This window comes from Sphingomonas sp. JC676, assembly GCF_014489075.1.
Classification (GTDB): domain Bacteria; phylum Pseudomonadota; class Alphaproteobacteria; order Sphingomonadales; family Sphingomonadaceae; genus Sphingomonas.
Genome location: NZ_JACTGR010000003.1, coordinates 124,278 through 140,255 on the forward strand (window position 1 = coordinate 124,278; position 15,978 = coordinate 140,255).

The window sequence follows — 15,978 nt, forward strand, 5'->3', positions numbered from 1 at the left end:
CGCTTCGCTGATAGCGCTATCAGCAAAGCCGGGCGCAATCTAGCCGAGCGCGGCGTCGAACCGGTCGGTCAGGCAGACATGCGTTTCGGCCGCGCGGGCGAGCAATGCGGGACTGACATCGGCGGCGCGGACCGGCGGCGACGCGAGCGTTTCCAGCGCGACCGGCGCGCCGATCCGCGCGCCCAGCCGCGGCGCATAGCGCCTCGGATTGGCGCAGAGCGCGTCATAGTCGACGAAGAGCTGCCGCCCGTGCACCTCGTGCGGCGGAAACAGCAGCGCCTCGTGCACGCTGATCCACAGCTTCAGCCAATAATCGACATGCCCGCGATCCTCGTCCGGCCCGGGGGCGCCGTCGAAGAGGAAGGGGCGCTGGTCCGCGCCGAACTCGTGATGGCCGAGCCAGGTCATGAAGCGGCGGCGGAACGGATCCTCCCCGGCCAGGGTGCACGCGCGGACATGCTGCGCCCGAAGCGACAGCGCCTGTTGCAGCGGATCGCGGAACGGATGGACCAGCACCGCATCCGGGAACGCCTCGATCAGCGCGGCGAGGCGCAGCGCATTGTTGTTGTTCTTGGAGAGATAGCGCCCACCGCCATGCGCGTGGAGCACGAGGCGGACATAGTCGCGGAACGCGGTGATGCTCTCCTGCTGCGGTGCGACGGGGGCCAGCCCGTCGGCCCGGCGATAGCGCGCACCCTCGCGCAGCCGCCAGAACACTTCCTCGATCGCCTCGGGGCTGTCGAGATCGTGCATCAGCCCGTCGCCATGCCCGCGCTCGCGCGCCTCGACGCGCCGCTTGCCGCCCAGCCGGGCCCAGCTGTTGGGCGCGAGCGGAAAGGGCAGGTCGCGATACGAGGCGCAGGCGAAACCCCCGCTTTCGTGCAGGATGCGCGTCAGGATCGAAGTGCCCGCGCGCGCCAGCCCGGTGACGAACACCGGACGCTCGACCGGGACATCGCGCACCGCCTTACCCCAGCGCGCGCGTTCCAAGTCGAAGGTCGCGTCGAGCAATGGCCTCAGTCCCAGCGCCACATGGTGGAGCAGCCGGTCAGCGCGCCCGTACACGCGGCCCGACCTGCCAGCGCAGCGCCGCATAGCCGAGGCTCATCGGCGCCACCCAGAGCCGCGTCACCCAATCGAGATGCGCGCCGATCAGCCGCGGATCCACTGCGGCGAGCCCGAGGACGAGCAGCAAGGGCGAAGCCACCACGACGAGCAGCCCGCCCGCGCGCAGCGACCGGGCGAACAGCCGCCCCGCCAGGATGCGCATCGCGCGCTCCTTGCCCCATTCGGACACGCCGCGCCGCTGCATCAGCCGGACGGCGTGCGCCTGGCACGCGGCCATGTCGCGAAACGCCGCGACCAGCGGCATGCGCCGCGCGAGTTCGAGCACCATGACGATCGCGAGGAACAGGATCAGCATCAGCCGGGCCGCCTGCCGCCGCGCACGCGCCGCACCAGCCGCTTGACCGGGTACCAGAGCACCGAGAGGATCGCGAGCAACAGCGATCCGATCAGCCCGAGCGCGACGCCGATCGCGCCCAGGCCCAGCCCGGGCCCGGTATAGGCGAGCGCAACGCCGGGCGCGGCGAGCGCGAGGAGCGCGGCCATGGCCGCGAGCAGATGGGGAAAGGTCAGACGCATTTGGCACTCACTGCGGCTTGGATGGCTCGACCATCGGTTGCGGGGGAAAGATAGCGCGCCCAACTGAGCGCCATCCGGCGCAGGTCGGGAGTTGCGGAAATGTAGCGCCAGCGCAGCGTGCCGTCGGGCGCCATGCGCATCAGCCGGCCCTGCTCGGTCTCCTCGACCATCAGGTCGCCGCCGGGCAGCGGCGTGCCGCGCCCCTGCGCGCGCGTCGCGATATGATTGCGCGCGAAACCCTGGGCATAAGGCGAGCTCGCCGCGCCGCTCGCCAGGTCGAACACCAGCAACCGGTTGGTGCCGTTCACCCGCTCGTCCGGGTATCCGAGCAGCACATTATTGTCGAAGACCGAGATTCGGTGATCGTCGACGATGCTGACGTCGTGCTGAAAGCGCCACGGCCCCGATCGCCACCACAGAATCTTGCCCGTGGAAGGGCGGTAGAGCGCGACCAGCGAGAGGTTGCGCAGGCTCAAGAACACGTCGCCGCGCCGCCAGTAACGGCCGGTGATCAGCACCGGCTGGATGTCGTTCAGATGGAAGGGGTCGTCGCTATAGGGCCGGCCGCGCCACAGATAGGCGAGCCCGTTGCGCTCGAGGATCTCGGCGACGCGCTCAGTCCGCAGCATCCGCCCGTCCGGCGAGACTTCGGCGACCGCGTCGTCCCAGAAGTCCGGTTTGACCCCCGGCTCGCGCGGCTGGGGATAGCGATAGGGCACCCACAGATTGCCGTCCGCCGCACGCTCGGTCGAATGGGTGAAGATGCCGTCGATCGACCATATCATCCGTCCGCATGCATCGTAGCGCGCCAGCGGCGAACTGTCGTGGAGCACGACACTGCCGTCCTCGAGCAGCAGCGGATGCATCAGCCGGTTGCGGCTCGCATCCTTATCGCGGCGGGGATCGACCAGCGCGGAGCGGAAGCGCGAGCGGGCATTGACCGCATCGACGTCGGGCACGATCTCACGTAGCGCCGCGCCGTCGCTGAGCCGCATCAGCCGCACCACCGATCGCCCGCGCTTGAGGTCGAACGGCGAGATAAGCGCATAGCCCGGATCCTCGAACGCCGTGCCCGGATCGCGCCAGAAGCCCGCGGGCGACCTCTCTGCGGCGCCCGCGTAGATCGGCGCGGTGCCCCGCAGCATGGCGTGGATCGTGTCGGGCGTGCGCGCGATCCGGATCGCGACACGGCCGAGCATACCGGCTCTCTCCCAGCCATCGACGATCGCGCCGAACGCGCCGGCGCCCAGGGTCGCGAGCAGCGCGAACAGGATCAGGCTCCATAGCGGCACCGGGCGGAACAGCAGCCGCTCGATGCGGCCGGGCGCCGGCACGACGCGGCGCGACGCCGGCGTGCTTGCGCCGCCAAAGCCATCCGGCTCGTATTGCCCTTGCCTCAACACCGGTGGGCTTATCCTCGCTACCTTGTGCAAGGAGTCGTCCGCCGGGGGCGTGTCCAAGGGATTTCAAATCATAACGATGACATTTCTGCGACGTAGCGCATGTTTCAAACGGGGAGCGTCACCCGCGCCAGCAATCCGGCGCTTTCGCGGTTTTCGAGCGTCACGTCGCCGCCATGCGCCCTCGCCACCGCGCGCGCGCTGGCCAGCCCCAGCCCGATTCCGCCAGTATCGCGATTGCGCGAGGGTTCGCCGCGGAAAAAGGGCTCGAACACGCGTTCGATGTCCTCGGCGGGGATACCGGGGCCCTCGTCGCGCACTTCGATCACGGCATGCCCATCGATCCGCGCGAGCGAGACGTCGGCACCCCCGGCATATTTGACCGCATTGCACACCAGGTTGCTGAGCATCGCCTTGAGCGCCACCGGATTGCCGTCGAGCACTAGCGGCTCGCCGGTGTCGAGCGACACGGCCTCGCCGCGGTCGCTCAGATCGTCGACCACGGTCTCGGCAAGCGAACGCAGGTCGAGCGGCCGCCGCACGCCCGGTTTGCTGGTATCGCGGACATAGGTCATCGCCGCCGAGATCATCGCCTGCATCTCGCGAATGTCGTTCTCGCATGCGCTGCGCAGCGTCGGCGGCGCCTCCTCGATCCGCAGCCCGAGCCGCATCAGCGGGGTCCGGAGGTCGTGCGCTATCGCCGCGATGACGATCGCGCGATCGTCGACATAGCGATTGAGCCGCGCCTGCATCTGATTGAATGCGTGCGCGGCCTCGGCGATTTCCGCCGGCCCGTCCACCTCGAGCGGCGCGGCCCGCGGATCACGCCCGAGCCTTTCGGCGGCCGCGGCAAAGGCACCGATCGGCTTGGCGAGCCGGTGCGCCAGTGCCCAGGCGAACGGCGCGACCGCTAGCGCCGAGAACACCAGCCAGATCAGCACGAACCAGCGCCAGGGCTCGAAGCCGCGCACCGGCTCGATCTTCAGCCAGTGCCCGTCGGATTGTCGCACCGCCGCCGTGAAATCTCCGACAATCGCCAGATCGCGCGCCGCGGCCAGGCTGGCCGGCGGCGTCAGCCGCGGCACGCTTGACCGATCATAGACCTGTTCGCGCATCAAAAAGGGGCGCTCGAAGCGGACATCGATATTCTGCGGATCGACGCGCAACAGCATGGCCAGCGCCATCTGCGTGCGCTCGCCGCGCGGGTTCCACGGCGAAAGCGTGACGCTGGTCGCCTTCGACACGACGAAGTCGTCGGTGTTGTCGTTGGGATGTCGCTGCAGCGCGTTGGCTACCTGGCCTACGGTATAGAGCTTGGCGGTCGGCGCCTGGATCGCGACAAGCAGAAGGACGTTGAGCAGCTGCGTCACCGCGACGCAGATCAGCATCAGCACGAAGATCCGCAGGAACAGAGGCGAGCGCGCCGCGCTCCCCCGCTCCATCAAGCGCGTACGACCCTGGGGACGAACAGATAGCCCTCGTTGCGGACCGTGCGAATGATCTCGTCGCCGCCGGCGCGCAGCTTGCGGCGGAGCCGGCTCACCTGCACGTCGATCGCGCGGTCATAGGCATCCGAGTCGGGGCCGCGCGCCGCCGCCAGCAGCGCCTCGCGCGAGAGCACGCGGCGCGGCCGTTCGATGAACACGCGGAGCACCGCGAACTCACCGTCGGTCAGCCCCACCAGTACGCCATTGGGATCGAACAGCTCGTGGCTGCCCAGATCGATCCGCCAGCCTTCGAAGCTGTAGACATCGCCTTCGGGCGCCGCGATCGTGCCGCGCTTGCGCAGCGCCGCGCGCACCGTCGCCAGGATCTCGCGGGGGGAGCAGGGCTTGGGCAGATAATGGCTCGCACCGACTTCGAGGCCCAGGATGCGGTCCTGCTCCTCGCCCAGCGCGCTGAGCAGCACCACTTCCGGCCCGTCCTGCCGCGCGATTCGCCGGCATGCCGAAAGCCCGTCCTCGCCGGGCATCATGACGTCGAGGATCACCAGGTCGATTGGCGTGCGCGCCAGGATCTGGTCCATGTCGCGCGCGTTCGACGCAGTCTCGACGCGGTAGCCGCGTGCCCCGAGGCTATTCGCCAGCAAGAGACGGATGTCGCGATCATCGTCGACGACGAGTAACGTCGCCGAGTCGTCCATTCCGGTATTTACGCCCAACATACGCGACCTCGTGCCTTGTCTGAGTTCAGCCCGTTATGGGCCTAGCCGAGCCGCGTATCAATCGGCACGCCATTTCTGAGCGTCATTGTGACGGGAGTCCTCTCCGCGATCTCGGCCAAGCGGGCATTCTGCTCGGCATCGAGACCCACGGGCACGAGCACGCGCTCGATCCGCAGCGTCTCGCTTTGCCCGTGCAGATGCAGCCGGACGTCGAGCGAGTCGAGCGGCCATTGCTTGCGGTCGGCGTACATGCGCAGCGTGATCGCGGTGCACGCGCCCAAGCTCGCCAGCAGCAGTTCGTAGGGGGCGGGGCCGACATTGCCGCCGCCGCGCTCCGCCGGCTCGTCGGCGGTCAGCCCGCGCGTGCCGAAATCGATCCTCGTCGCATATTTGTCGTGCCCGATATGGGCGATCGCATGAGTCATTTGGCTGGCCCGATCCGTGGTGGCTTGCCGCCGCCATAATCGGGTTTCAGCCGAGTGAAACCCCCCGGCTCAGATTCCGCCGGAGACCAGCCGATGCCGCCACTGCGCGAACTCCTGGTAGCTCAACCGCTCGTGGAATCGCACGCCTGCCTCGTTGTCGCGGAACCAGCGAACCGCGGCCATGCGGAAGCCGAGCCCCGGCAGCGAAATCTCGCATCCGATCCCCGGCTTGAGCAGCAGATCGCTGTGTACCTTGCATCCGTCCTGCGAAATGTCGCCGACATGGACGCAGGCCTGTTCGCCATTGACGCGGAGCATGCCGGGCATATCGACCTTCAGCCGCGGCGCGCGGACGGGATTGCCCTCCGGATCGCGCTCGCGGCGCACCAGCAATCGTTCGGTCTCGATCGTCTGATCGAATTCGATGCCCGCCTGCCGGTCTTCGAGCCAGACGACATGTCCGTCGACCTGCTGGCCACTCTTGAACTGGATCTGCACCTTATCGTCGAGCTGCAGGGGGCAGTAGATTTCCGCCTTCAGTCCGCCGCTCGAAATATCCCTGACGATGCACAATTCTTCGCACGTCTCGGTCACGAGCTTGGCGACTTGCAGAACCGTGATGTGACGCTGGCTTTTGCGGCGCTCGTTGGCGATCAGAGTAGTCGCATAGTCGCCGCTCGACTGAAACCAGCCCTGAAGCTGCGCGCGCATGCTACCCCTCCAGCCATTGTCCATCGCCACCTTACGCGCGAACGCCGGTAAAGTTTCGATTTTCACCAGTCAAATTGCCGGAATCGTAGTTAATATTTTGCAATACTCGAAAAGTGCACTCACCTTATCGTCCAAAATGGATGGATTGACTGTTCCTCGTCCTCGCTCAACTGGCGAGGGCGGCCCCGAACAATGCGGTGAGGCGCTCGCGCAGGAGCGCTTCGTCCACCCGGCACAGCGGATCGATCGCCATCGCCGATCGCAGGATTCCCGTGCCCATCAGCACCGCCAGACACAGGCTGGCGCGCAATTCGGCTTGCTCGCCGCCCAGCACCGCGGCGACCGGCCCCAATATGTCCTCATCGATCGCTTCGCGGATGATCTGTGACGCCTTGGGCGAGGACGCAGATCGCAGCAGGATCAGCAACTGCTCGATCTTCGCGGACTTGTCCGCCGAATCCTCGCCTTCCTCGTCGAGGATCAGCGAGACGAAATGCGCGGCAAGGCCGTCGCGCGGCACGCCCTGCATGATGTGCTCGTCGTCGCCGCGCACAGCTTCCTTGAACAGCTTTTCCTTGTTGCCGAAATAGCGCGCGACGAGTGCGGGATCGACGCCGGCATCCCCCGCGATTTCCCTCAGCCCCACATTCTCGTAGCTTTCGCGTGCGAAATGGCGTCGGGCCGAGTCGAGCATCGCGGCGCGCGTCGCGGCGGCGTTGCGCAGACGTGGGACCTGTGTGGGTGGGATCATGGCCGTTCCCTACCACCGGCGCATGGCCGGTCAACGGAGCCCGCATAGCATGTCCACGATCGTTGACAAAGGGGAAACACCGGCCTAGCCACCAAGGCTGAAGGGAGGCTTTTCCTCGAGAAAAAGTCCCCGCGGAGGGTGCCCGGCGGTCGCTGGATCAGGAACGCTCGCATGTTTTCGACGAAAGCTCAGACGTTTATCGCCGCGGCCCTGGCCGGCACGCTCCTGCTCGGCGGATGCGGTGGCGCCGAATCGCCCCCGCCCCCCGGCCCGCCCCCGGTGACGGTCTCCGCGCCGCTGGTGCAGGACCTCGTCGATTGGGACGAATATGTCGGGCGCTTCGAGGCGATCCAGAGTGTCGAGGTGCGCCCGCGCGCCACCGGCTATCTCCAGGGCATCCATTTCCGCGACGGCGCCTTCGTCCGCGCCGGCGAGCTGCTCTTCACGATCGATCCGCGCCAAGCTCAGGCCGCGCTCGCCCAGGCCGTGGCGCAGCTCGCCCAGGCCGAAGCGACGCTCGTCAATGCCCGCACTGAGCTCGCCCGCTCGCAGACGCTCGCCGCGTCGCGCGCCGCGAGCCAGGAGGAAGTCGAGAGCCGCCAGGCCACGGTCCGCACCGGTGTGGCGCAGGTCGCCGCCGCCCAGGCCAATGTCCGCGCGCGCCGGCTCGATCTCGGCTTCACCAATGTCTACGCGCCGATCGGCGGCCGCATCTCCGAGCGCCGCATCGATGTCGGCAATTCGGTCACCGCCGATCAGACCATCCTGACGACGATCGTCTCGGTCGATCCCATTCATTTCGTCTTCCAGGGCTCCGAAGCACTGCTGCTCAAATATCAGCGCGACGGGTCGGGCGTCCGCTCGGGCACGCCGGTGCGCGTCAAGCTGAGCGACGAGAATGATTATGCGCATTCGGGCACGCTCGATTTCATCGACAACGCGCTTGATGCCGGCGCCGGCACGATCCGTGCTCGCGCGATCATCAACAATCCTGGCGGCTTCCTGAAGCCCGGCATGTTCGGCTCGCTCCGGCTCGAGGCGTCGCGCCCCTATCCGGCGCTGTTGGTGCCCGACACCGCCGTCCAGGCCGACGCCGCGCGACAGATCGTGCTCGTGGTGGGCAAGGACAACACCGTCGCCGCCAAGCCGGTGCAGACCGGGGCGCTGCGCGGCGATCTGCGCGTGATCCAGAGCGGTATCACCCGTGAGGACCGCGTGATCATCGGCGGCGGCCAGCGTGCGCGCCCGGGCCAGAAGGTCACGCCGCAACCGGGCAAGATCCAGCAGGGTCAGGCGCCCGCCGCGGCGGCGCCGACCAACGGCGACCTGCCTTCCGGTACCGCGCTCCCCGCCGGCAACCGCTGAGCGCGCCGCCATGAACATTTCGAGCTTCTTCATCGAACGCCCGATCTTCGCGGGCGTGATCGCGGTCTTCATCACGCTGATCGGCGCGTTCTGCTATCCGTTGCTGCCGCTCTCGCAATATCCCGAGATCGCGCCGCCGACGATCGCGGTCAACGCCTTCTATGCCGGCGCCAATCCCGAGACGATCGCCGATACGGTGTCGCAGCCGCTGGAGCAGGAGATCAACGGCGTCGAGGGTATGCTCTATATGAGCTCCTCGTCGACCCAGGGCGCCGCGACGATCACCATCACCTTCAAGCCCGGCACCGATCTCAACGCCGCGCAAGTGCTGGTGCAGAACCGCGTCAACCTCGCGGTGCCGCGCCTGCCCGATCAGGTCCGCCAGATCGGCGTGACGGTGAACAAGCAGGAATCGGGATTCCTGATGATCGTTGCGCTGACCTCGCCCGACGACAGCCTCGATGTCGACTATATCGGCAACTACGCCAACACCGCGATCCGCGACCGGCTGCTGCGCCTCGACGGCGTCGGTTCGGTGCAGGTGTTCGGCGGCGGCAATTATTCGATGCGCGTCTGGATCGATCCGGACAAGGCCGCCGCGCGCAACCTGACCTCGGGCGAGATCGTGGCGGCGCTGCGCGGCCAGAACGTCCAGGTCGCGGGCGGCGCGCTCGGCCAGGCGCCATCGGGCAAGGACAATCCGTCGTTCGAAGTGCCCGTCGACGTAAAAGGACGCCTCGCCACCGTCGAGCAATTCTCGAACATCACGGTCAAGGCCGATCCCACCGGCGCCTCGATCACGCGGCTGCGCGACGTCGCCCGGATCGAGCTAGGCAGCCAGGATTATTCGATCCGCGGCTCATTCGGCGGCAAGCGCGGCATCGCGCTCGCGATCGTCCAGCAGCCCGGCGCGAACTCGCTTTCGGCGGCAGACCGCGTGCTCGCCGAGATGGACGTGATGGCCAAGGATTTCCCGCCGGGCCTGAAATATTCGATCCCCTACAACCCCACCGAATATGTCGCGGCCTCGGTCGAGGCGGTGCAGCACTCGTTGCTCGAAGCGGTAGTATTGGTTGTGATCGTCGTCGTGGTCTTCCTGCAGACATGGCGGGCCGCGGTGATCCCGATCGTCGCGATACCGATCTCGCTGGTCGCCACCTTCGCGGTGCAGCTCGCGCTCGGCTTCTCGATCAACTCGCTGTCACTGTTCGCGCTCATCCTCGCGGTGGGCATCGTCGTCGACGACGCGATCGTCGTGGTGGAGGCGGTGGAGAGGCATATCCGTGACGGGCTCGCCCCGCGCGAGGCGGCGCACCGCACGATGAAGGAAGTGTCGGGCGCGCTGATTGCGATCGGCCTGGTGTTGGTCTCGGTGTTCATCCCCACCGCGATGGTCGGCGGCATCCCCGGCATCTTCTACCGGCAGTTCGCGGTGACCATCGCCGCCGCTTCGGCGGTGTCGCTGCTTGTGTCGTTGACCCTGTCACCCGCGCTTGCGGCGCTGCTGCTCAAGCCACACCACGATGTACACGCGAACGAAGGCCCGCGCTGGTCGCGGCCGATCCGCATCGGCGCGGAAAAGTTCAACCAGGGCTTCGAATGGCTCTCGGACCGCTACGGCCATGTTACCGCGCGCCTGATCCGGCTCGGGCTGATCATGATGCTGATCTATGCTGGCCTGCTGGCGCTGACCGGCTGGCGGCTCACCGCGACGCCGACCGGCTTCATCCCCGAACAGGATCAGGGCTTCCTGATCGGCGTCGTCCAGTTGCCGCCGGGCTCGTCGCTCGACCGCACCAGCGCGGTGACCGACAAGGCCTATGACATCGCCAGCAAGACCGACGGCATCCTCGACGGCGCGGCCTTTGCCGGTCTCGACGGCGCGAGCTTCAGCCAGGCGTCGAACGCGGGCGTGTTCTTCATTAGGCTCAAGGACTGGTCGGAGCGTGGGCCGAAGCAGAGCGCCGAGGCGCTGGCCGGTCAGCTCACCGGCCAGCTCGCGGGCGCGATCGACGGCGCCAACATCTTCATGATCGCGCCGCCGGCGGTGCCGGGCCTGGGCAACGGATCGGGCTTCGTGATGATGGTCGAGGACCGCTCGGCTAATGGCGGCTGGCGCGGGCTCGAAGGCGCAACCGGCGCGATGATGGGCGCGGCGATGCAGGAGAAGAAGGTCACCCAGGTCTTCTCGCTGTTCAACACCGCCAATCCGCGCATCCGCGCCGATGTCGACCGCGACAAGGCGCAATTGCTCGGCGTCGACCCGGGCCAGGTGTTCGATGCGATCAGCACCTATATCGGCTCGAACTATGTCAACGACTTCAACCTGCTCGGCCGCACTTTCCGCGTGACCGCACAGGCCGAGCCATCGGCGCGCGACAGCCTCACCGATGTCGGGCGGCTCCAGGTGCGCTCGATCAGCGGCCAGATGGTGCCGATCTCGTCGGTCGCGACCTTCCACCGCGATTCGGGCGCGGCGCGCGTGGTGCGCTACAACCTGCTCCCCGCGGTCGAGCTGCAGGGCGCCGCCGCACCGGGCGTCTCCTCGGGCGATGCGCTCGCGGCGATGGAGCAGATGGCGGCAAAGACGCTGCCGCCGGGCTATACCTTCGAATGGACCGGCCTCGCCTATCAGCAAAAGGCGGCGGGCAGCAGTTCGGCGCTGATCTTCGTCCTCGCCGTGATGTTCGTGTTCCTGGTGCTCGCGGCGCAATATGAGAGTATCAACCTGCCGCTGGCGGTGATCCTGATCGTGCCGATGTGCATCCTGGCGGCGATGCTCGGTGTCAATCTGCGCGGCATGGACAACAACATCCTGACTCAGGTCGGCCTTGTCGTGTTGATCGCGCTTGCGGCGAAGAATGCGATCCTGATCGTCGAGTTCGCCCGGCAGGGCGAGGAAGAGGGCATGGACCGGTTCGAGGCCGCGGTGCACGCCGCGCGCTCGCGCCTCCGCCCGATCCTGATGACCAGCTTCGCCTTCATCTTCGGCGTGATCCCGCTCGCGATCGCCTCGGGCCCGGGCCAGGAGATGCGTCAGTCGCTCGGCACCGCGGTGGCGTTCGGCATGGTCGGCGTCACGATATTCGGCCTAATCTTCACGCCGGTCTTCTACGTGCTGCTGCGCAAGCTCAGCCCCAAGCCGCGTTCGCATGAGGAGGCGCCGCCGCCCGAAGCGCCGGGTGCCCTTGCGGGAGAAGCGCAATGAAGCGCAGCCTCACCGTCGCCGCCGCGCTCGCTCTTTCGGGCTGCATGGTCGGCCCCAACTATGTCTCGCCCGCGCCCAAGGCACCCGCCCAGGTGCCGCTGACCCAGGCCGCCGCGCCCGGCTTCGTCGCCGAGGAGCCGCCGGTCGAATGGTGGCATCTGTTCGACCAGCCGGTGGTCGACCGGCTGGTGAACGAGGCGCTCGCCGCCAATACCGATCTGCGCGTCGCCGCCGCCAACCTGCGCCAGGCACGCGCGGTACTGCGGGAGACGCGCGTCCAGCGGCTGCCCAGCACTACGGTCAGCGGCAGCTATTCGCGCACCCGCCAATCGGGCGCCTCGTTCGGGCAGAGCACGGGGGGCACGGATCTCGACGTGTTCGATGCCGGGCTCGACGCGAGCTACCAGGTCGACCTGTTCGGCAAGATCGCCCGCGCGATCGAGGCCGGCCGCGCCGATGTCGCGGCGAGCCAGGCGACCTATGATCTCGCCCGCGTCACCGTCGTCGCCGAGACGATCCGCGCCTATGCCGATTCCTGCGCCGCCGGGCATCAGCTCGCAGTGGCGCGCGAGAGCCTGCGCGTGCAGGAAGAGACGTTCGACCTGACCCGCCGGCTCGAAGCGGGTGGCCGGGGCACCGGGCTGGACACCAGCCGCGCCGCCGCCTTGCTCGAACAGACCCGCGCCGACGTCCCGACCTTCGAAGCCGCGCGCAAGGGCGCGCTGTTCCGGCTCGCGGTGATGACCGGCAAGCCGCCCGCGGAATTCCCGGCCGATGTCGCGATCTGCGAGACCTCGCCGACCGTGACCAAGCCGATTCCGGTCGGTGACGGCGCCTCATTGCTCGCGCGCCGGGCCGATGTCCGCGCCGCCGAGCGCCGCCTCGCCGCCGCTACCGCGCGGATCGGCGTCGCCACGGCGGATCTCTATCCCAACATCAGCATCGGCGGGTCGATCGGCTCGACCGCGCTGACCGCCGGCGATCTCTTCTCCGACAAGGGATTCCGCTTCAGCATCGGGCCGCTCATCTCCTGGACCTTCCCCAATATCGGCGTCGCCCGCGCGCGCATCGCCCAGGCGCGGGCCGGCACCGACGCCGCGCTCGCGACCTTTGACGGCACCTGGTTGATCGCGCTGCGCGACACCGAGACCGCGCTCGCCAACTATGTCGCCGCCGGCACCCGTGTCGAGACGCTGCGCCGTGCAAGCGCCCAGAGCGAGGAAGCCGCGCGCATCGCCCGGCTGCGCTATCGCGCGGGCGCCGAGAGCTTCCAGATCGTGCTCGATTCGGAGCGGAGCCTTGCGGCATCCGAGGCACTGCTCGCCCAGGCCCAGGCGCAATTCTCCGATTCGACCGTGTCGCTGTTCCTGGCGCTGGGCGGCGGTTGGCAGACCAACACCCAGTAAGGCAGAAGCGTCGCGCCGACGGATGGGAGCGAACGCAATGGCCGGAACCATGCCTGCGAAGCCGAAAGCCGCGAAGAGCGGCGAGCCGGTCCTTCTCTCCAGCGGCAATCCCCGGATCGCGAAGGGCGAGGGCGACGCGCCTGTCCAGGCCTATATCGCCGCGATGCCGGGCTGGAAAAGCGATATCGGGCGCCGTCTCGACGCGCTCATCACACGCACCGTCCCCGGCGTGCACAAGGCGGTGAAGTGGAACACCCCCTTCTACGGAGTCGCAGGAGAGGGCTGGTTCGTCGCGTTCCACTGCATGACGAAATACATCAAGCTGGCCTTTTTCCGCGGCACGTCGCTCAATCCCGTCCCGCCGGTCGAATCGAAGCAGCGGGAGGTTCGCTACTTCCACATCCACGAGGACGATGTGTTCGACGAGGCACAACTTGCCGTCTGGGTGCAGCAGGCCAGCGTATTGCCCGGCGAGCGCCTGTGAGCGGCCAGGACCCCGAGCTGTTGCGCCGCCTGTTGCGCGCCAAGGACCGGATGGACGCCGCCTCGGACGAAGAATGGCCGGTCCCGCGCCTGGCAAAGGTGAGCGGCGTTTCCGAGGCGCATTTCGCGCGCTCGTTCAAGGAGGCATTCGGCCTGCCGCCGCACCGCTATCTGCTCACCCGCCGGATCGAGCGCGCCGCAGCCCTGCTCCGCGACACCGAGCTGTCGATCACCGAGATCGCGTTCCAGACCGGCTGGAACAGCCTCGGCACCTTCGGCCGAACCTTTCGCGACGTCACCGGCGAGAGCCCGGGCGAACTCCGTGCGCGCGCGAGTGCCGCTCCGAACCAGCTCGATCGGGTGCCGGCCTGCGTGCTGCGCGCCGCGCACCGGCCCGATCTCAACATAGCAGTTTCGGAGAAGCGGCGGCTGGACGCGGACGATAGGAGGGATGCGTCCAACCAGAAGGAGGTCTTATGAGCCAGGGTGTCAGTGTCGTCGGTCTGTATGTTCGCGATCAGGACGAAGCTCTTATATTCTATGTCGAGAAGGTCGGTTTCCGCGTCCATACCGATGCGCGCAACGGCGACTATCGTTGGCTGACGGTGCAGCATCCGGACCAGCCCTCCTTCCAGCTCGGCCTGTTCAAGCCCCAGGCGCCGATGGTCGACGCGGCGACCGCGCAGACCCTGCAGGAGCTCGTGGCGAAGGGCGCGATGCCGGCGCTCGTGCTGGTCGTCGATGATTGCCGCGCCGCCTATGAACGGATGCGCGGCGTCGGCGTGGAGTTCACCCAGGAGCCCGTGGATCGCTATGGCAGCGTCGATGCCGGCTTCCGCGATCCTTCGGGGAACGGGTGGAAGATGATAGAGGCGCAGCGCAATGCTGGCTGAGCATTTCGCCGAGCGCCCCGCAGGCAGTGGCAAGCATCAGGAAGAGGAAGGCGGCGCGATGGAAGCAACAGGAGAAATCTCTCCCTCCCAGCGGATCGATGCGAGGATCGAGGAGCTGGGCGACTGGCGGGGTGAGACGCTCGCCCGGCTCCGCGCCCTCATCAAGCAGGTGATCCCCGACGTCGTCGAGGAGTGGAAGTGGCGGGGCGTTCCCGTTTGGTATCACGGCGGAATGCTCTTCACCGGCGAGACCTACAAGAATGCCGTGAAGATGACCTTCGCCAAGGGCGCTGCGCTGGAGGATCCCGCAGGCCTGTTCAACTCCAGCCTGGAGGGCAACACCCGGCGCGCCATCGATTTCCACGAGGGCGAGGCGATCGACGAGGAGGCGCTGAAGGCGCTCATTCTCGGCGCGGTGGCGCTCAATGTTCAGAAGAAGCCCAGGGACGCCTGACCCGGCGTGCGCAAGTGCCATCCATGCAGTCGGCAAGCCGGGTATCCCACCGGTGCATGGATGGCGGACGAGAGCTGAGGGGCTGAACCTGCCGTAGGGGGGTGACACGGCATACCCAACCCCTCGGGACCTAGACGGAGTCCCGGCGCCGACTCCGCACAAGAATTTTCACGCTCCCGTTTTCGTCACCAGGAAAGGCGAGACCCCAGGCGAAGCGCGATGCCGGTGCCCTCCCGCCGCTCTTCCGCCGAAGCTTCGCCCGCCAGGCTGAAGGCCTCGCGGCCGCCCGAAAGGCGCAGTCGCAGCAAGCCGCCTCCGCGCTGGGCGGCCAGAGCATTATTCTCGCCGAAATGGTCGAAGACGATTTCGCGTCGCCCGCCTTCCAGATCGACCCGCAGCCAGGCCACATCCGGGGCCATGCTGCCAAGCTCATAGCCGAACGCGATCGTGCCGGTGACCGCGCTCTGGTCCCGCCGCGAAGCGCTTCCCCGTGCCTTGCCGCCGGCGAGCCGATAATAGTCGGCGACCAGCGCCGGGGTGAGCCGCAGGCGGCGCCCGATCGCAACTTCGCGCTGCACGCCGCCGCTGGCCGAAAGCAGGACGCTCTTCCGCGTGCCCGCCGCGCCGGGATCTTCCACATCGTCCTTCGAGGTCAGCGTTCCGGCGGCCAGTCGAAGCACCGACGACACGCTTCCCCAGTTGCGGCGCCAATGCACCGCGCCTTCGAGGAGACGAACCTTCTCGCGCGCGGGCCCGGCGGTGGAATCGTCGCTTCGGAAGAAGCCCGCAGAGACCCCGATAGCGTCCCTGCGTCCCGCGGCGAGTTCGAGGCCGCCGGCGGCGCCCCAGCCGCGAATGCCGTTGTCCGCGGCGTCGCCGATGCTGTGCGAGGTGCCCCAGCCGAATTGCTGCAGCCAGGCATTCACCTGCGGAACCTCGGAGGGGCGCGAACCGAGATCCATCATCACGCTCGCGGCGGCACGCAGCGCCGGAACCGCCACGCCGAACGGGTCCGACACCGGCGCAGGCGCGCTATTTCCAGGAGTTTGGGCGCCGTCTTGCGCCAGTGCGGGG

General features: G+C 67.8%; 17 protein-coding genes. 7 read left to right on the top strand and 10 right to left on the bottom strand.

The features are described 5' to 3' along the window. Positions 1-39: 39 nt before the first annotated feature. The 9 genes from IAG41_RS11230 to IAG41_RS11270 form a co-directional block, all read right to left on the bottom strand. The gene (locus IAG41_RS11230; protein ID WP_187728740.1) at positions 40-1,065 is read right to left on the bottom strand and encodes a sulfotransferase; all 1,026 of its coding nucleotides are present in this window, start codon (positions 1,063-1,065) and stop codon (positions 40-42) included. Beyond that, complete coding sequence (locus IAG41_RS11235; RefSeq protein WP_187728741.1) at positions 1,049-1,423, bottom strand: hypothetical protein; 375 nt, start codon at positions 1,421-1,423, stop codon at positions 1,049-1,051. The genes IAG41_RS11230 and IAG41_RS11235 overlap by 17 nt, the downstream gene beginning before the upstream one ends. Continuing rightward, positions 1,423-1,644: a hypothetical protein gene (locus tag IAG41_RS11240; RefSeq protein WP_262408620.1), complete on the bottom strand. Its 222-nt coding sequence runs from the start codon at positions 1,642-1,644 to the stop codon at positions 1,423-1,425. Before IAG41_RS11240 ends, IAG41_RS11235 begins: the two co-directional genes overlap by 1 nt. Next, positions 1,635-3,047 (bottom strand): arylsulfotransferase family protein, encoded by a 1,413-nt coding sequence (locus tag IAG41_RS11245; RefSeq protein ID WP_187728742.1) that lies wholly within the window; start codon positions 3,045-3,047, stop codon positions 1,635-1,637. The genes IAG41_RS11240 and IAG41_RS11245 overlap by 10 nt, the downstream gene beginning before the upstream one ends. Before the next feature lie 104 nt (positions 3,048-3,151). Next, positions 3,152-4,486, bottom strand: coding sequence for an ATP-binding protein (locus IAG41_RS11250; protein WP_187728743.1), 1,335 nt, complete (start codon positions 4,484-4,486; stop codon positions 3,152-3,154). Further along, positions 4,486-5,187: a response regulator gene (locus tag IAG41_RS11255; RefSeq protein WP_222950658.1), complete on the bottom strand. Its 702-nt coding sequence runs from the start codon at positions 5,185-5,187 to the stop codon at positions 4,486-4,488. Before IAG41_RS11255 ends, IAG41_RS11250 begins: the two co-directional genes overlap by 1 nt. Before the next feature lie 62 nt (positions 5,188-5,249). Beyond that, a complete protein-coding gene (locus IAG41_RS11260) occupies positions 5,250-5,633 on the bottom strand; it encodes an OsmC family protein (protein ID WP_187728745.1) in 384 nt (127 codons plus the stop codon). A gap of 69 nt (positions 5,634-5,702) precedes the next feature. Beyond that, positions 5,703-6,344, bottom strand: coding sequence for a PilZ domain-containing protein (locus IAG41_RS11265; protein WP_187728746.1), 642 nt, complete (start codon positions 6,342-6,344; stop codon positions 5,703-5,705). A gap of 166 nt (positions 6,345-6,510) precedes the next feature. After that, positions 6,511-7,095, bottom strand: coding sequence for a TetR/AcrR family transcriptional regulator (locus IAG41_RS11270; RefSeq protein WP_187728747.1), 585 nt, complete (start codon positions 7,093-7,095; stop codon positions 6,511-6,513). Positions 7,096-7,266: 171 nt separating this feature from the next. Here IAG41_RS11270 and IAG41_RS11275 point away from each other — a divergent pair, with 171 nt between their 5' ends. From IAG41_RS11275 to IAG41_RS11305, 7 genes are read left to right on the top strand one after another with little or no spacing between them, the layout of a single operon-like run. After that, complete coding sequence (locus tag IAG41_RS11275; protein ID WP_187728748.1) at positions 7,267-8,460, top strand: efflux RND transporter periplasmic adaptor subunit; 1,194 nt, start codon at positions 7,267-7,269, stop codon at positions 8,458-8,460. Between the two features lie 10 nt (positions 8,461-8,470). After that, positions 8,471-11,668 (top strand): efflux RND transporter permease subunit, encoded by a 3,198-nt coding sequence (locus IAG41_RS11280; protein WP_187728749.1) that lies wholly within the window; start codon positions 8,471-8,473, stop codon positions 11,666-11,668. Then, entirely contained in the window at positions 11,665-13,074 is a 1,410-nt protein-coding gene (locus IAG41_RS11285; RefSeq protein ID WP_187728750.1) for an efflux transporter outer membrane subunit, read from the top strand. The genes IAG41_RS11280 and IAG41_RS11285 overlap by 4 nt, the downstream gene beginning before the upstream one ends. Positions 13,075-13,111: 37 nt before the next feature. Further along, positions 13,112-13,558: a DUF1801 domain-containing protein gene (locus IAG41_RS11290; protein WP_222950659.1), complete on the top strand. Its 447-nt coding sequence runs from the start codon at positions 13,112-13,114 to the stop codon at positions 13,556-13,558. Beyond that, on the top strand, positions 13,555-14,037 hold the full coding sequence (locus IAG41_RS11295; protein WP_316251140.1) for a helix-turn-helix transcriptional regulator: 483 nt from the start codon (positions 13,555-13,557) through the stop codon (positions 14,035-14,037). Before IAG41_RS11290 ends, IAG41_RS11295 begins: the two co-directional genes overlap by 4 nt. Beyond that, positions 14,034-14,450, top strand: coding sequence for a VOC family protein (locus tag IAG41_RS11300; RefSeq protein ID WP_187728752.1), 417 nt, complete (start codon positions 14,034-14,036; stop codon positions 14,448-14,450). Before IAG41_RS11295 ends, IAG41_RS11300 begins: the two co-directional genes overlap by 4 nt. Next, positions 14,440-14,904 (top strand): DUF1801 domain-containing protein, encoded by a 465-nt coding sequence (locus IAG41_RS11305; protein WP_316251141.1) that lies wholly within the window; start codon positions 14,440-14,442, stop codon positions 14,902-14,904. The genes IAG41_RS11300 and IAG41_RS11305 overlap by 11 nt, the downstream gene beginning before the upstream one ends. A gap of 185 nt (positions 14,905-15,089) precedes the next feature. Here the strand turns inward: IAG41_RS11305 and IAG41_RS11310 are convergent, their stop codons facing one another. Further along, entirely contained in the window at positions 15,090-15,923 is an 834-nt protein-coding gene (locus IAG41_RS11310; protein WP_187728753.1) for a hypothetical protein, read from the bottom strand. Positions 15,924-15,978 lie beyond the last annotated feature (55 nt).

Excerpts from the sequence above, each read along its gene's own strand:
- IAG41_RS11240 (WP_262408620.1), bottom strand. The coding sequence starts at position 1,644 with ATGCGTCTGACCTTTCCCCATCTGCTCGCGGCCATGGCCGCGCTCCTC.
- IAG41_RS11255 (WP_222950658.1), bottom strand. The coding sequence starts at position 5,187 with ATGGACGACTCGGCGACGTTACTCGTCGTCGACGATGATCGCGACATC.
- IAG41_RS11235 (WP_187728741.1), bottom strand. The coding sequence starts at position 1,423 with ATGCTGATCCTGTTCCTCGCGATCGTCATGGTGCTCGAACTCGCGCGG.
- IAG41_RS11275 (WP_187728748.1), top strand. The coding sequence starts at position 7,267 with ATGTTTTCGACGAAAGCTCAGACGTTTATCGCCGCGGCCCTGGCCGGC.
- IAG41_RS11270 (WP_187728747.1), bottom strand. The coding sequence starts at position 7,095 with ATGATCCCACCCACACAGGTCCCACGTCTGCGCAACGCCGCCGCGACG.
- IAG41_RS11300 (WP_187728752.1), top strand. The coding sequence starts at position 14,034 with ATGAGCCAGGGTGTCAGTGTCGTCGGTCTGTATGTTCGCGATCAGGAC.
- IAG41_RS11250 (WP_187728743.1), bottom strand. The coding sequence starts at position 4,486 with ATGGAGCGGGGGAGCGCGGCGCGCTCGCCTCTGTTCCTGCGGATCTTC.
- IAG41_RS11305 (WP_316251141.1), top strand. The coding sequence starts at position 14,440 with ATGCTGGCTGAGCATTTCGCCGAGCGCCCCGCAGGCAGTGGCAAGCAT.
- IAG41_RS11260 (WP_187728745.1), bottom strand. The coding sequence starts at position 5,633 with ATGACTCATGCGATCGCCCATATCGGGCACGACAAATATGCGACGAGG.
- IAG41_RS11290 (WP_222950659.1), top strand. The coding sequence starts at position 13,112 with ATGGCCGGAACCATGCCTGCGAAGCCGAAAGCCGCGAAGAGCGGCGAG.
- IAG41_RS11280 (WP_187728749.1), top strand. The coding sequence starts at position 8,471 with ATGAACATTTCGAGCTTCTTCATCGAACGCCCGATCTTCGCGGGCGTG.
- IAG41_RS11285 (WP_187728750.1), top strand. The coding sequence starts at position 11,665 with ATGAAGCGCAGCCTCACCGTCGCCGCCGCGCTCGCTCTTTCGGGCTGC.
- IAG41_RS11265 (WP_187728746.1), bottom strand. The coding sequence starts at position 6,344 with ATGCGCGCGCAGCTTCAGGGCTGGTTTCAGTCGAGCGGCGACTATGCG.